Genomic DNA, 14,476 nt, shown 5'->3' with positions numbered 1-14,476 from the left:
GTATATGGCTGAACCCATCGTCTCCAAAAATCTCATGGGAGCATTAGCCGCTATAAATGTATAGATCCCTATTTGAGAAAACACAATAGGGAATATGCCGAGGACTTTGCTCTCATTTACTTCGGGTAAATCGTTTTGACTTAAAAATTGCTCAAGATTTTCACATAAAAATAAAAAACACATTGCAACTTAATGTTAATATTCTTAACTTTGGGAATCTGTTGAATAATTCATGGGGACAAACAAAAAGCATTGCAGCCTCGAATTGGAGGGGAGACATTGCATTACAAAAAAACGAGACCGAAAACAGACCTATGTTTTCTATGAATACACTGGCAAAAATACAAAAAAACGGTACTCCATACCGAAACGTCCTCCAGACAAAACATTGCAGATAATTGTTGACAAACACATTTGAGTATCAAAGTATATCTTCAATTAATAAGAATGAAAAGGATTCATTTCATAGCATTCAATATCATGGCTGCTATTTTTATTAAAACAGCCGTATTGGGTATAAACGGTTGTCATAAAAACAAGTCTCAAACCGATTATAACATTCTTGTCATCCATTCATTCGATTCTCTTTATACTTGGGGGAAAGAGATTAAAGAGGGGATAAACGATGCTTTTTCTCACCACAATCTCTCGGTAAAGATCAGACATTTTTATCTGAATTGTGAAATGCTGAACGCCCGGCAAGAAATCGATACGTTATCCCGCTTATTAGATGAATATACCTACGACCCACCCCACATGATTCTAATAGAAGACGACCAGGCTACTTTTTCTCTGATCACCAGCAATCACCCGATTACACATATTGTACCTATTATTTTTTCAGGAGTAAGTTACCTAAACTGCGATATACTTACCGGATATAACAATATTACCGGATTCGAATGCAAGCGGGATTTTATCGCTTGCTATAAATTAGCAAAACACATTATTCCAAACATTACGAGAATCAATATTCTGACAGACAGTACAGTTTTAGGTCAATCTTCACGAAAAGAATTTCTAAAGCAATGGCAAACTGTTTCCCAAACAGAAAAAGAAAAGATCAAAATAAAATTTATCCCATACCGTGAAATGAAAACATTCAGAGTATTATATCCTTTCTATAATGCATCAAAAGGGGATATTTTCATTTTACCCAAATGGGATTTTATAATTTCACAATTCTCCAATATTTCAGCACAACCGTTTTTCACGGTTTGTAATGAAGGGATAGGGGAAAATATAACCGGAGGAATTCTCGGAGGGATTTTTACACTCCCGTATCAACAAGGTTTCGACGGGGCTAATCTTGCCGCACAAATACTGAAAGGCGAGAAAACCATAACCAATGTTCCCCTGCAATACCACAAAGACCGTCCCGTTTTTGATTGGCCTCAAATAAAAAGACTGAACATATCCAAATCCCAACTACCGGAAAACAGTTTCATATACAATATTCCGATATATGAAAAATATAAAACAGAATTTATCATCATAATCCTGACAGCATTCATTTTGCTCTTTTTTCTGATATTTTTGTACTTACTCGAAAAGAAAAAAAAGAAACGAATACAAATCCGGTTACATAATAAACAGGAACTATTGGAACAAGCCTTGCAAGTCGGAAATTTCCATACATGGTCATACGATCTTGTTACACGAAAACTCACATTCGACAAACATTTTTTTCAAAGCACAGGACTACCACTTACCGAGAATTACAAAATAAACCGAATATCGTTAATCAGAAGAATACATCCGGATGACCGAAGAAACGTTTACAATACTTTACTCTCCTCTATATATGGAAAAGACGCGAAAGTAGTAGTACAATTCAGAATAAGTCTCAATTCTCCGGATGAATATGAATGGTGGGAAACCCATTTTTCTTTATCTCCGTACATATCCTATTCTAATGCTCAAATATACGGACTTTGTTCCTCCATAGAACACATCAAGCAGCGGAAAATGGAGCTTATCGTCGCCCGCGATCTGGCCGCAAAAGCAGAACTGAGACAATCTTTCGTAGCCAACATCAGCCATGAAATCCGTATTCCGCTCAATGCAATTATCGGATTCACCAACCTACTATCCGATGAGAACGCTTTCACACCCAATGAACGGCAGTCTTTTATAAAAACGATAAACCGAAACTGCAACATTTTGCTGAAACTAATCAATGATATTTTGGAACTCTCCAAATTAGAAGCCAATACAATATCCTTAGTTTCCGAACCCTGCAATATGGAACAAATTCTGGAACTCGTATATTCCCAACACAAAATGAGAATTCCTGAATCTGTACAATTCTCAATAGAGACACCTCATAAACAGACAATTATAAAATCCGATTCGATACGTCTGACTCAGCTACTATCCAATATTCTCGATAATGCAATAAAATTCACGCAAGAAGGAAATATCACGATCGGTTACAGTATCGATCACAACCAATATCTCACACTGTTCGTAAAAGACTCAGGTATAGGAATCTCAGAAGAAGAGCAAAACTTGATCTTCGACAGATTTTATAAATGTAACGAATTTACACAGGGACCAGGACTCGGACTTTCTATTTGCGCTGCCATCGCCCAACTATTCGAAGCCAATATCAGCGTAGAATCCAAACCTGGAAAAGGAAGTTGCTTTTCCATTCATATTCCAATACGCAAAGATGACCAGATATCATTTGGTGAAGATAGAGAAATAAAACCCCTATTCCCGACCAATGCAGATCATAATACAGAAAACAACGAAAGTCAATCCCAAGAAACAACACTGTTAATAGCCGAAGATATAGAAAGTAACTTTCTTTTGTTAAAAACGATAATAGGTAACAGGTGCCGCATCTTATGGGCAAAAAACGGAAAAGAAGCAATCGAATTATACCGAAATAATTCGGTAGATCTCATTCTCTTGGATATAAAAATGCCCGAAATGAATGGTATAGAAGCATTAAAAGAGATACGAAAATTATCTGCCGACATACCTATAATCATGCAAACCGCATATGCATTCGACTCAGATAAAGATATTGCAATAGAAGCCGGCTGCACCGGTTTTATTACCAAACCCATCAATCCGGTAGTACTAAAACAAACAATCAGTAACTATATTTCAGGCATTATTTGGTAAAAATCAATTATGCCGGGAACCAAAAAGACGAACAATGAGATCGCATTATATGACAAATATACTTAGAAATCACAAACGTTTTCTTTACAGCTTTTTCACAATATTGCTCATAGCTTGCAATTTTCCGGTACAGAAGACAACGGCATCCGAAAGTTCAGCTCCGATATTGATTATCAGTTCATACAATCCGGATACACAATTCACGACTTCCACCATCATATCTTTCAACGACACGTATCGACACCTCGGCGGAAAATCACCGATCTCTATCGAAAACATGAACTGCCAAAGTCTATCCGAATCTCAAACATGGAAAAAACGACTTAAAAACATACTACTAAAACACAAGCAATTACCTCCTAAACTAATTATTCTCATAGGTCAAGAGGCATGGGCATCATATCTCTCTCAAGATACACTACCGTTCAAAAACACCCCTGTACTATGCAGCATGGCAAGTAGAAATGTTGTTCTTCTGCCCGACAACAATCAAGATATTAAACTTTGGAATCCTAAAAGTATCGATGTCTTCAAAGATATGCCGAACCGGAATATAAAAGCCGGATTTGCATACGAATATGATATAAAGAAAAATATCGAACTGATCATGAACCTTTATCCGCTGACCCGCAATATAGCATTCATATCGGACAATACATACGAAGGTATCTCTTTGCAAGCATTAGTAAAAAAAGAATTCAAGAATTTTCCGGACCTCAACCTCATATTATTAGACGGCCGATTAAAAACAATCTATTCGATCATTGAAGATATCAAAAATCTGCCTCCTAATACGGTCATCTTATTCGGGACATGGAAAGTCGACGCATCAAACGCTTTCTTTATAAAAAATGCCATATATACGATGTCCGGCGTTAATCCCAAAGTTCCGGTATTCTCAATTATATCATTCGGATTAAACAATTGGGTATTAGGCGGATATTCTCCGAATTATCGACAGCAAGGCCCCGACATGGCAAAACAGGCTATCAATATAGAAAAAGGGGAAGAAGCCAACATCAAATTTATTCCTAACGAATATATCTTCGATTTCAATAAAATCAAAGAATCTGATATTCCGATCGAAAAACTTCCTCGAAATTCTATTCTTCTCAATAAAACATTGCCATTGTGGAAAGAATATCCTGTCGAGTTCATTTCTATCATTTCGGTATTAATTATTCTTGTGATCGCTCTTTGCTGTACTCTATTCTTTTATTTCCGCACAAAAAAAGTAAAAGAACATCTGGAAATGTCTGAGAAAGAATTAATCATTGCTAAAGATAGAGCAGAAGAATCGAATCGGTTAAAAAGCGCCTTTTTAGCAAATATGAGTCACGAAATCCGAACCCCGTTAAATGCTATTGTAGGATTCTCGACCGTACTCGCCGAAGAAAATAAGAACAAAGAACAACAAGAATATCTGGATATTATTCAAAAAAATTCGGATTTATTACTTCGGCTCATCAACGATATTCTCGATTTATCACGTCTTGAATCGGGAAGAGTTCAATTCAATTTTTCCCTCTGCGACATTACACAGCTATGTCGTGACCAAATTGCAATAATAAACCGGGTCAAAAAAAATGCAATTGCTTATATATTCGAAGCAGACGAACCGCTTTCTATGGTAACCGATCCTCAACGATTACAACAAATCTTCATCAATCTGCTGAATAATGCCGGAAAATTTACCGATACCGGAACAATCACTCTTTCCTATAATATAGAACCAAACAAAAACAGGGTGATATTCTCCGTATCCGATACCGGTTGCGGCATTCCTAAAGAGAAACAACGGCAAGTATTCGAGAGGTTCGAAAAACTAAATGAATTTGCACAAGGCTCTGGGCTCGGATTGTCTATTTGCAAATTAACCATCAATAAAATGGGAGGAGATATATGGATAGACCCCGATTACACAAAAGGTTCTCGATTTTGCTTTTCTCATCCTCTTAATCTCAAAATGCCTCCGGAGAAAAAACATCGTTTCATCTGAATTTTCCATATTCTCCCTTTAAAATAAGCTCATCAGATCGTTGCTTCTCCGATAGGAACAGAACCGGAAACCTTTACCTGCATTTTTGTAAATCGGTACGGCAACGGCTCGGTATAACATATATAATTACCGATACAACGCGTTATAAGAATATCATCATGATGCCCGTCCATCGCCCCGAAACTTCCATTCGGTTTCCGTTCAAAAACATCATGTTCATAACATGCCTGAATATCCCTTTCTATATACCCGTTCTCCCTTAACATCTGTATTTGATGATTTACCACCATTGTTTTGGTAGAACGATTCATGTGAAATCCCCATTTAGAAGGAACTTGAGATCGGATCATTTCGGCAGATACACGAGCATACAAATGTGTATAAGAATCGGCAATAGTATCCAGAATATATTCCGTATGTTCCCCATCCGTATGTTCCGTTTCCAAAGTATTGCTTTCTATTACAAGTAACGCATGGTGATAAAAAGCTGCAATCTGGACAGACTTCCATGCCAACAAATCATGATCAATATGCCCCCTCCATTGAGCGACAATCTCAGGTACACCCCCAAACAACATCCAATAACGGTCATAGACGACAATAACCGAATAATCGGCTTTTGAAGAGCGGCCTCCGATATCGACAACGACCAGATAGCGATCCTTTACAGACATATCGGAATCCGGAAAAGCCCAGATATGAAGGCGTCCTCCCGCCTCTTCCTTAAAACCGAGCCCTTCCAATGCCGACTTTCCGGAGAAAGCTTTCCCATAAACTTCTCCGACCTTATCTGCCGGACGACATGATTCCCTAAGTCTTTGCACCTGTCGTATATCGAATACCCGTTCTCCGGTATGGTTAAACGCCTCAACATCATCAGAGGGATACTCCGCCATCATATCGGCATGATCTCTATACTCTTTTCGTTTCATACGATACCAAGCTATCGCTTCAAGAGTCGCACCTTTATCCCAAAGATCCTTTTCATAATCTGTCAAAGATGTTATCAATGCGTCATAATCTTCTACCGGAACAGAATACATTTCTATTTCGAACCACGGTATAAATAAAAAACGTTTATCGCTCTCCCCCCTCTTTGCCCTTTCACATTCCTGATGAAAATAATTCCCCGTTCCGTTCGCCGTACTTTCCATAACAACAACCGAGTCGGGCAACAAAGCAACCGAACCGCATACCGAACGAATCAACGACTCAGGAGATTTCAACCGCGTATGAGGCCAGAAAGCCACCTCCGACAAATGCGCCATAACAGCGTCTGACCCACGTACCGACTCCGGAGTTTCTGCCGACCCGATCGTGACTTTACAACCCGTTTCGGCAATCACAGAGGTATTCCCCATTTTCTCATACGGCTGAAACTTCAGAGGTTTATCTGCATCTATCAACCAAGCCGGATAATTTTCCAACAATTTAGAATACATCCCTTTAATATTTGCCGCTGCATCTTTTAAATGCGCGCAGATCACGCTATTCCAGTTTTTCCGGTGTACCAGCTGTATCCAAGCCATATACATCTGTACCAGCGTAGAACCGCCCCATTGTCTTGCCTTCAACAATATCAGCCGGATAGGCAGACGTTTCGTCCTCATATCTTCAAGCTCCGAAAGCAGACGACGCTGAGGCCGATTGAGTCGAAAAGGAATATCTGAATCACCCGTCTTATTCTTAATACGGACAAATAAAACCGCCCAAAATTCAAAATCATATTTAATCCTGACCTTCACCCACCGTCTCCAGACTTCTTCCTTAATAACGGGTGAAGGGGATTCTTTCAACTCGTTCAGAATAAATTTTTCTATCGAACCATGCCGACGTAAAAGTTTTACGAGCTCGACCTCTTCCAGCATCATTTCCGGGATATATTGTATCGGAATAGGAGCATCCGGAAGATGAAAGCAAAAACGCTTTCCGGTTATGCTTCCCTCTCCCGTTTCAGGACGATAAGGTCTATCGATCTCTTTTTTCCGCCTTTCGTTTTCAATCACTGTAATTTCCATTTTATCTAATATTTTCCGATAATTCTATTTTCCGCAAAATAGCACATCGAAAAACGATATTTCGTGCGATAAATATAAAATCTATCGCAACCCCGCCAGCCTGTCGAGCGTATCGGCTATGGCACACAACGCTTGTCTTTCATCTCCATCATTTCTACTCTCATGTTTTTCCAGAATTTCAATACACTTGAGCAGATTGACTTCACTGGTACATTCAGGTATCATTTCCTGCAAACGTTTATAACACAAATCCAATATCTCCCGTCTTTTCCGGATATAATCATCGGCCGGAATATTATTTTTTCCGGTAAGAGCATTTTTTTTCGTCATATTCTATACGATTTTATAATTATAACACCATACGACAAATATATGAGGTGATATTTGTATGCTGATGTTATAATAATAAATTCGTTCACTAACCAATTAAAAAAATTTAGAAGGAGAAACAAAAATGTTTGCATCAATATTCAACGGGATCAAAGCCCGAAAACAGAGAAAAGCAGCTGAAAAGGAACAAAAAAACGCATTACAGGCCCTCGACAGCCAACAAACACAGTTAGACAACCTTTTCAACTCGGAGTATTACGGTGATTATATAAATCGATCGGACAGCCAAGCCCTATTAAAAAATCTCCGGAAACAGACTCAACAACTGAATCAACAAACACTGACTCAGTCTGCCGTCACGGGAACGACACCCGAAGCTATCGCCGCCCAACAAAAAAACAATGCGGAAACGATAGGCAACACATATAGTGCGATTGCGGCAAATGGCGCACAATGGAAAAATAATGTCCTGAATAATTACATCAATCATTCGGCAGCAATAAATGACAAAAGATACAACACCTATATGAATGCCAGCAATATGTTCCGGAACGCATCGGAAAATGCGTTACAGAACGTAGGTCGAAGATTGGAAAATCTGGATAATACAATATTAAGTATGACACAACTGTCGTCAGGAATGCTTTGAAATCATTTATCGGAAACGGATCAAAAGATATGATAATGGAAAATAAGACAACCGAACTACAAAATAAAAAAAATACGGCAGCGATTTTCTCCGACATCAGGCAACAGGTAGAAGATGGGAAAGGCTTTCTCTCGGTATGTCTGGAAAATCGAAAACAAAAAAAGAGATCTGCCGCCCGCAAGTCGATTGATGATCTGGAATATGCGTTGAAACTTTTAGGACAAAAACCGACAAAAGAAGAATACGGAAAAAAAGAAAGGAGTTTTTACTGGAAAAAACTCACCCGGTTATTTGAACCGGAATCCGAAATTATAGATAAACAAAACGTCCGATGCAGAAAAAAACAAGAGTTGCGGAAAAAATTTCTCGAACTAACAGAGAGGATTCCGGTCATCCCGAATACTCATGCCAAACTGCCTGCAAAAGGATTAAACACAAAAGAATTTCCAGAGGTATGGCAAGATAATGCAGAAAATACCGATAAACAAAAATTCTTGCTTTTCAACTATCTGACAGCTCAAGGTATTTCTCCCGAAGAAGCCCGAGTACAAATAGAAAACTTATTATTCGAAAACACTCAAAACAATACTCTCAATGAATAAAAACAATAGATGGGATTATATCGATCCTCAATTACAAAATATGTATAAACATCAATTCGCCCGGACAATAGATAACGGTCAAAGCACAACAACTCAACCATTTATGCAAAAACAACCGGAATATATCGATTCCGATTTAATAAAGCAGACAATGGCCGGCAACCCTCTGACCGGTCAGGAATGGAGAACTCCCATTCCTGCACAAAAGCTGTATCCGACCATACCCTACCCGTCCATTCCCGATACCCCATATAACCGAAAGATTTTGTCTTCTTTATTCAATAACGATCCTGAAGGAAAACCTTTGACAAGCTTTAAAGACGGACTGGCCCAATACGGGAAACGGTTAGCAAACGATTTTTCCTACAATATCGGAAAATTAAAAAGCTGGTGGAACAATGAAGACGAAATGCAAGCTGCATACCGAAACGTACAAAAAAATTTCGGCAGTTTATCTTCTGTAAACAATGAAGATTTATTAAAAGAAATCGAGCGGAACAAACAAGAAATTTCTGAAAAAAACATCCGAAAACCCGACAAAAAGTTCGATTGGAATAATAACGAGCTTTATGATCCAGAAACCGGAGCTGTCAATGAACAAGAGTACATGAATACAAAAGCCCGATACATCGATGCTTTAAAAAATATCATGGAGATGAAATCGGACGGATTATCCCCCCGGCAAATAGAAAAAGCAGTGAATGATTACATCATCAACGGAGGTGAAGGGAAAAAACAAATGAGCAAAGCTCTGGAACAAAATGACAGTTTCAAAGAAACCGAAGGCTGGGCAAAAGTTGCCGAAACGGGTGCAGGAATAGCTCAGCAAGCCCTACCCATAGCCGCAGGACTGGTCTTTCCACCGGCAGGAGTCGCTTTGGGTGCAGCCAATGTCGGTAGTTTAGCAGCACAAAGTCACGCTCAGGCACAGATGGATATAGACCGGTATGAAAAGGAAAACGGCGAAAAAGTACCGGATTGGAAACGTGCCGCTTATGTGGGTTCTTATACAGGAGCAGACCTCCTCATAGAAGGTCTCATGCAGGGCAGATATCTAAACAAACTCTCCGCTCCTTTGAAAGAATCAATGCGAAAAGGCGTTATGTCTCAAATGATGAAAAATCCGCAGGCATCCAAAGAGTTAACCGACTTGCTAAAAAATTACAAACATATCGACCTGAAAAAACTGGCGGCAGAAATCGGTTCGGATGCCACTATGGAGGGATTGAGCGAAGCCGGCACTTCTGTTGCTCAAGACATGGCAGCACGCATTTATCTGGATAGAGAAAATTATCCGGCATTAAATGAAATTCTTCAAAACGCAACCCGATCCGGCATAGAAGGAGGAGTCTTCGGAGGGGCATTAGGCGGAATAAGCCATACCGGAGGAAAAGCGGTGCAACATCTTCGGAGAAAAAATGATGGAAAAGTGACAATACTCAATACCAAATACGGAGAGCCGATGGAGGTAATTGGGCAAACCGAAAACGGACTGTATAAAGTCATTACACCGGAAGGAAAAGAAGAACTCATATTTCCTGATTTCGCAGAAGGCATATATTCTATTCCTTATGAAGATTATAATCGGATTACCCGCAGCAGTGCGGACGAATACGAAAAAATGCCATCCGCGACAGAACAGAATAAAAATCTGAAAAAGGAAGATTCCGGATTCAACATTTCGATCGTCAACCCTGACAATCCGTGGTTGAACAAATACGATACGCAATTTCAAAGAGACAGACGCCGACAGGAAGCCGAAAAAATAAGCAAGGAACTTGGCATTGATGCTCAAATATTTGACCGACAATCGGAACTTCCTCTCGACGTACAGCAAAAACTGCCGGCTAAAGACGTCCTACCGGGTTATTTTTCTCCCGAGAATGATCAGGTGAACGTTATATTAGACAATATCCGTTCTGAAGCTGAACTAAAAAAGACACTGATGCGTGAAGCTGTCGCCAAAAAAGGAATACGTGCTTTATATGGAGAACATACCGATAGTTTTCTGGATCAGGTATTCCGGTCAATGCCTTCAGAAGTCAGGGAAACTTACCAAAAAAACAACAGATCAAATCGTAAAGCTGCTGAAGAATACCTGTCCGATATGGCAGAAAAGGGGATCGATAATCCCGGACTATGGAACAACATCCGGTCATATACCCGACAAATAATAAGGGATAAATTAGGACAGGACTTCGATTTTGACGATAACGAATTGCAATATATCTTATGGAAAGCCCGCAACCGTATCACAAACAAAGATACGATGAAAGAGATGCTGAAAAAAAACAATAAAGAACGACAAATCCGAGAATCGATGTTCCCGACTCACTACCCGCCTAAAAACAAAAAATAACCGCAACCTTCATAATGACAAACGGGAAAGATTGTAAATCACCTTTCCCGTTTTATCATTTATATTAAAGCAATAGCTTATGCTTCTTTCCCGTGGCAGTTCTTATATTTCTTACCGCTTCCGCAAGGACAAGGGTCATTACGTCCTACCTTAGGCCCGACTTTGATCGGTTCGGGTCTTTGCGGGGCTTGCTGTGCAGAAGCTGCCGAGGAGCTGCCTCCCACCTGATCTTTTTGTGTACGGTATTTGCTGTAATCCTGACGCACTTCAGGAGCAGCTTCACGCACCTGCTCCGGCTCTCGTACAGGAATCTGGCCTCTCATCAGAATAGCTACCGTTTTTCGGTTGATCGTATCGATCATATCTTTAAACATACCGAAAGACTCCAATTTGAAGATCAATAACGGATCTTTTTGCTCATAACTTGCGTTCTGTACCGATTGACGCAATTGATCGAGATCGCGCAAATGTTCTTTCCATGCCTCATCTATCGTATATAACAATATGGCTTTCTGGAATGCTTTATTGATTGCTTTCGACTCCGATTCGTATGCCTCTTTCAAATTACAAGAAATATTATACATCCGTTTTCCGTCCGTAATCGGTATCATTATATTCTCATACCGGTCACCCTGATTTTCATAAACCTGCTTAATCACCGGATTGGCAACAGCCACCATATTATCCGTTTTACGCTTGAACGCAGCGATGACCGCATCATACAGCATATCTACCAATCGCTCGTTCTTTTCACTTCGCATTGCCGTTTTATCGAAAGGTATTTCAATGGCAAACGTCTTGAACACATCCTCTTTAAGCGCATCGTAATCCGAATTTTGAGAATGAGATTCGATCATAGCCTGTACGGCATCATACATCATATTTACAATATCGATGCCGATACGTTCTCCTAAAAGAGCATGATGACGTTTGGTATATATTACCTCACGTTGTGCATTCATCACATCATCATATTCCAATAAACGCTTACGAATACCGAAGTTATTCTCTTCTACCTTCCGCTGAGCACGTTCGATTGATTTGGAAATCATATTATGTTCGATCATCTCTCCTTCTTCAAAGCCCAAACGGTCCATAACCTTAGCAATACGTTCTGAACTGAACAGACGCATCAAATTATCTTCGAGAGATACATAAAATACCGAAGATCCCGGATCACCCTGACGTCCGGCACGACCTCTCAACTGACGGTCCACACGACGAGACTCATGACGTTCAGTACCGATAATGGCCAACCCACCGGCAGCACGAACCTCAGGAGAAAGCTTGATATCAGTACCACGACCGGCCATATTGGTAGCAATAGTCACCGTTCCGCTCTGACCTGCCTGAGCGACAATATCCGCTTCTTTCTGATGTAACTTGGCATTCAATACGTTGTGTTTGATCTTACGCATGGTAAGCATCTTACTGAGCAATTCTGAAATTTCAACAGAAGTCGTACCCACAAGTACCGGACGGCCGGCCTCGACCAGTTTTTGTATTTCATCGATTACCGCCGTATATTTTTCCCGTTTGGTCTTATACACCCGGTCATTCATATCGATACGGGCAACAGGTTTGTTTGTAGGAATCGTAACGACATCAAGTTTATAAATATCCCAGAACTCCCCTGCCTCGGTCTCGGCAGTACCGGTCATTCCCGCCAACTTATGATACATACGGAAATAATTCTGTAAAGTAATCGTTGCAAAAGTCTGTGTCGCAGCCTCGACTTTGACATGCTCTTTCGCTTCGATAGCCTGATGCAATCCGTCCGAATAACGACGGCCTTCCATAATACGTCCGGTCTGCTCGTCGACGATTTTTACTTTATTATCGATAACGACATATTCATCGTCCCTTTCAAACAAGGCATAAGCCTTTAAAAGCTGGTTCACGGTATGCACCCGTTCTGCCTTGATCGCATAATCCTGCATCAGGGTATCTTTCTTCGCCTGTTTTTCCTCATCGGACAGTCCCATATTTTCCAGCTCGGAGAGTTGAGCACCGATATCGGGCAATACGAAGAATTGCGGATCATCGGAATTTCCGGTAATCATGTCCAGACCCTTATCGGTCAGCTCCACACTGTTATTTTTTTCATCGATTACGAAAAGCAGCGGGTCGGTAACAATCGGCATATTACGGTTGTTTTCCTGCATATAATACTCTTCTGTCTCGAGCATCAACGCTTTTACACCGGGTTCACTGAGATATTTAATCAATGCAGAGTTCTTAGGAAGCCCCTTAAACGACCTGTATAACAACAAAGCACCCTCTTTACGCACCTCCTTATCGCTCGAAGCTATTTTAGTACGAGCTTCAGCAAGCAGCTTGGTCGTATAAGCCCTCTGTGCTTTATACAAAGCTTCTACTTTCGGACAAAACTCCTCGAAAAGCTGATCATCACCTTTCGGTACAGGACCTGAAATAATCAACGGCGTACGGGCATCATCGATCAATACGGAGTCCACCTCATCGACAATCGCATAGTTATGTTTACGCTGTACAAGATCCTCGGGAGATGTCGACATATTATCACGCAGATAATCGAAACCGAACTCATTATTAGTTCCGAAAGTAATATCCGCATTATACGCTTTGCGTCGTTCTTCAGAATTGGGCTGGTGCTTGTCGATACAATCGACAGACAAACCATGAAACATATATAACGGGCCCATCCATTCCGAGTCACGTTTGGCAAGATAATCATTCACGGTTACCACATGCACGCCATTCCCGGTAAGAGCATTCAAAAATACAGGCAAAGTCGCGACAAGAGTTTTTCCTTCACCTGTCGCCATTTCGGCAATTTTGCCCTTGTGCAAAACGACACCGCCGAACAACTGGACATCATAATGAATCATGTCCCATGTCACCTCATTGCCTCCGGCTACCCAGTGATTCTGATAGATGGCTTTATCTCCTTCGATATGTACAAAATCATGAGTCAATGCCAATTCCCGGTCAAACGGTGTAGCAGTCACGGTGATCGTTTCATTTTGAGCAAAACGACGGGCAGTATCTTTTACTACCGCAAATACCTCGGGCAATACCTCATCAAGAACTTTCTCATATTTTTCAAGAATCGTTTTCTCGATCTTGTCTATTTCTTCCCAAATGGCTTCACGTTTTTCGTAATCTTGTTCTTCTACCGAAGCTCTTAACTCCGCGATACGGTTTTTCTCAGGAGCGACAGCGTCCTGCACCCGTTTTTTAACATCATCGATACGGGCTCTCAGCTCATCGTCGCTTAGCTTTTCGATAGCCGGATATGCCTCTTTGACCTTGTTTACATAGGGGAGTATCTCTTTTAAATCACGTTGCGATTTATTTCCGAAGAGACTTTTTAAAAAATCATTAAATCCCATAGATTATATA

Annotated in this window: 9 protein-coding genes; 5 read left to right on the top strand and 4 right to left on the bottom strand. The window is 40.4% G+C overall.

Going from position 1 to position 14,476, the window contains the following annotated elements:
• The coding region (locus tag AC1WHX_RS05435) for a hypothetical protein (RefSeq protein ID WP_481228957.1) at nt 1-183 on the bottom strand (183 nt) is incomplete at its 3' end.
• Nucleotides 184-447: 264 nt separating this feature from the next.
• Here AC1WHX_RS05435 and AC1WHX_RS05430 point away from each other — a divergent pair.
• Nucleotides 448-3,135: an ATP-binding protein gene (locus AC1WHX_RS05430; RefSeq protein ID WP_481228955.1), complete on the top strand. Its 2,688-nt coding sequence runs from the start codon at nt 448-450 to the stop codon at nt 3,133-3,135.
• A gap of 34 nt (nt 3,136-3,169) precedes the next feature.
• Nucleotides 3,170-5,134, top strand: coding sequence for a sensor histidine kinase (locus AC1WHX_RS05425; protein ID WP_270213842.1), 1,965 nt, complete (start codon nt 3,170-3,172; stop codon nt 5,132-5,134).
• 32 nt (nt 5,135-5,166) lie between these two features.
• On the opposite strand, the gene AC1WHX_RS05420 is transcribed toward AC1WHX_RS05425, so the two are convergent.
• Together AC1WHX_RS05420 and AC1WHX_RS05415 are read right to left on the bottom strand one after the other, a co-directional pair.
• Nucleotides 5,167-7,152 (bottom strand): terminase large subunit, encoded by a 1,986-nt coding sequence (locus tag AC1WHX_RS05420; RefSeq protein ID WP_122338234.1) that lies wholly within the window; start codon nt 7,150-7,152, stop codon nt 5,167-5,169.
• 81 nt (nt 7,153-7,233) lie between these two features.
• A complete protein-coding gene (locus AC1WHX_RS05415) occupies nt 7,234-7,482 on the bottom strand; it encodes a hypothetical protein (protein ID WP_122338233.1) in 249 nt (82 codons plus the stop codon).
• A gap of 124 nt (nt 7,483-7,606) precedes the next feature.
• Between AC1WHX_RS05415 and AC1WHX_RS05410 the strand changes: the two genes are divergently transcribed.
• From AC1WHX_RS05410 to AC1WHX_RS05400, 3 genes are read left to right on the top strand one after another with little or no spacing between them, the layout of a single operon-like run.
• A complete protein-coding gene (locus AC1WHX_RS05410) occupies nt 7,607-8,131 on the top strand; it encodes a hypothetical protein (RefSeq protein WP_122338232.1) in 525 nt (174 codons plus the stop codon).
• 35 nt (nt 8,132-8,166) lie between these two features.
• Entirely contained in the window at nt 8,167-8,733 is a 567-nt protein-coding gene (locus AC1WHX_RS05405; protein ID WP_009319050.1) for a hypothetical protein, read from the top strand.
• Nucleotides 8,726-11,092, top strand: a complete 2,367-nt coding sequence (locus AC1WHX_RS05400; protein WP_122338231.1) for a hypothetical protein — start codon at nt 8,726-8,728, stop codon at nt 11,090-11,092. Before AC1WHX_RS05405 ends, AC1WHX_RS05400 begins: the two co-directional genes overlap by 8 nt.
• 77 nt (nt 11,093-11,169) lie before the next feature.
• Here AC1WHX_RS05400 and secA read toward each other — a convergent pair whose 3' ends face one another.
• Nucleotides 11,170-14,466, bottom strand: a complete 3,297-nt coding sequence (gene secA, locus AC1WHX_RS05395) for a preprotein translocase subunit SecA (RefSeq protein WP_009319052.1) — start codon at nt 14,464-14,466, stop codon at nt 11,170-11,172.
• Between the last annotated feature and the right edge of the window lie 10 nt (nt 14,467-14,476).

The sequence above is a fragment of the Coprobacter sp. genome (genome assembly GCF_982436375.1).
The sequence above is the reverse complement of the archived record's forward strand: the minus strand, read 5'-3'. Positions and strand labels throughout refer to the sequence as shown.

Excerpts from the sequence above, each read along its gene's own strand:
- AC1WHX_RS05430 (WP_481228955.1), top strand. The coding sequence starts at position 448 with ATGAAAAGGATTCATTTCATAGCATTCAATATCATGGCTGCTATTTTT.
- AC1WHX_RS05425 (WP_270213842.1), top strand. The coding sequence starts at position 3,170 with ATGAGATCGCATTATATGACAAATATACTTAGAAATCACAAACGTTTT.
- AC1WHX_RS05420 (WP_122338234.1), bottom strand. The coding sequence starts at position 7,152 with ATGGAAATTACAGTGATTGAAAACGAAAGGCGGAAAAAAGAGATCGAT.
- AC1WHX_RS05415 (WP_122338233.1), bottom strand. The coding sequence starts at position 7,482 with ATGACGAAAAAAAATGCTCTTACCGGAAAAAATAATATTCCGGCCGAT.
- AC1WHX_RS05410 (WP_122338232.1), top strand. The coding sequence starts at position 7,607 with ATGTTTGCATCAATATTCAACGGGATCAAAGCCCGAAAACAGAGAAAA.
- AC1WHX_RS05405 (WP_009319050.1), top strand. The coding sequence starts at position 8,167 with ATGGAAAATAAGACAACCGAACTACAAAATAAAAAAAATACGGCAGCG.
- AC1WHX_RS05400 (WP_122338231.1), top strand. The coding sequence starts at position 8,726 with ATGAATAAAAACAATAGATGGGATTATATCGATCCTCAATTACAAAAT.
- secA (WP_009319052.1), bottom strand. The coding sequence starts at position 14,466 with ATGGGATTTAATGATTTTTTAAAAAGTCTCTTCGGAAATAAATCGCAA.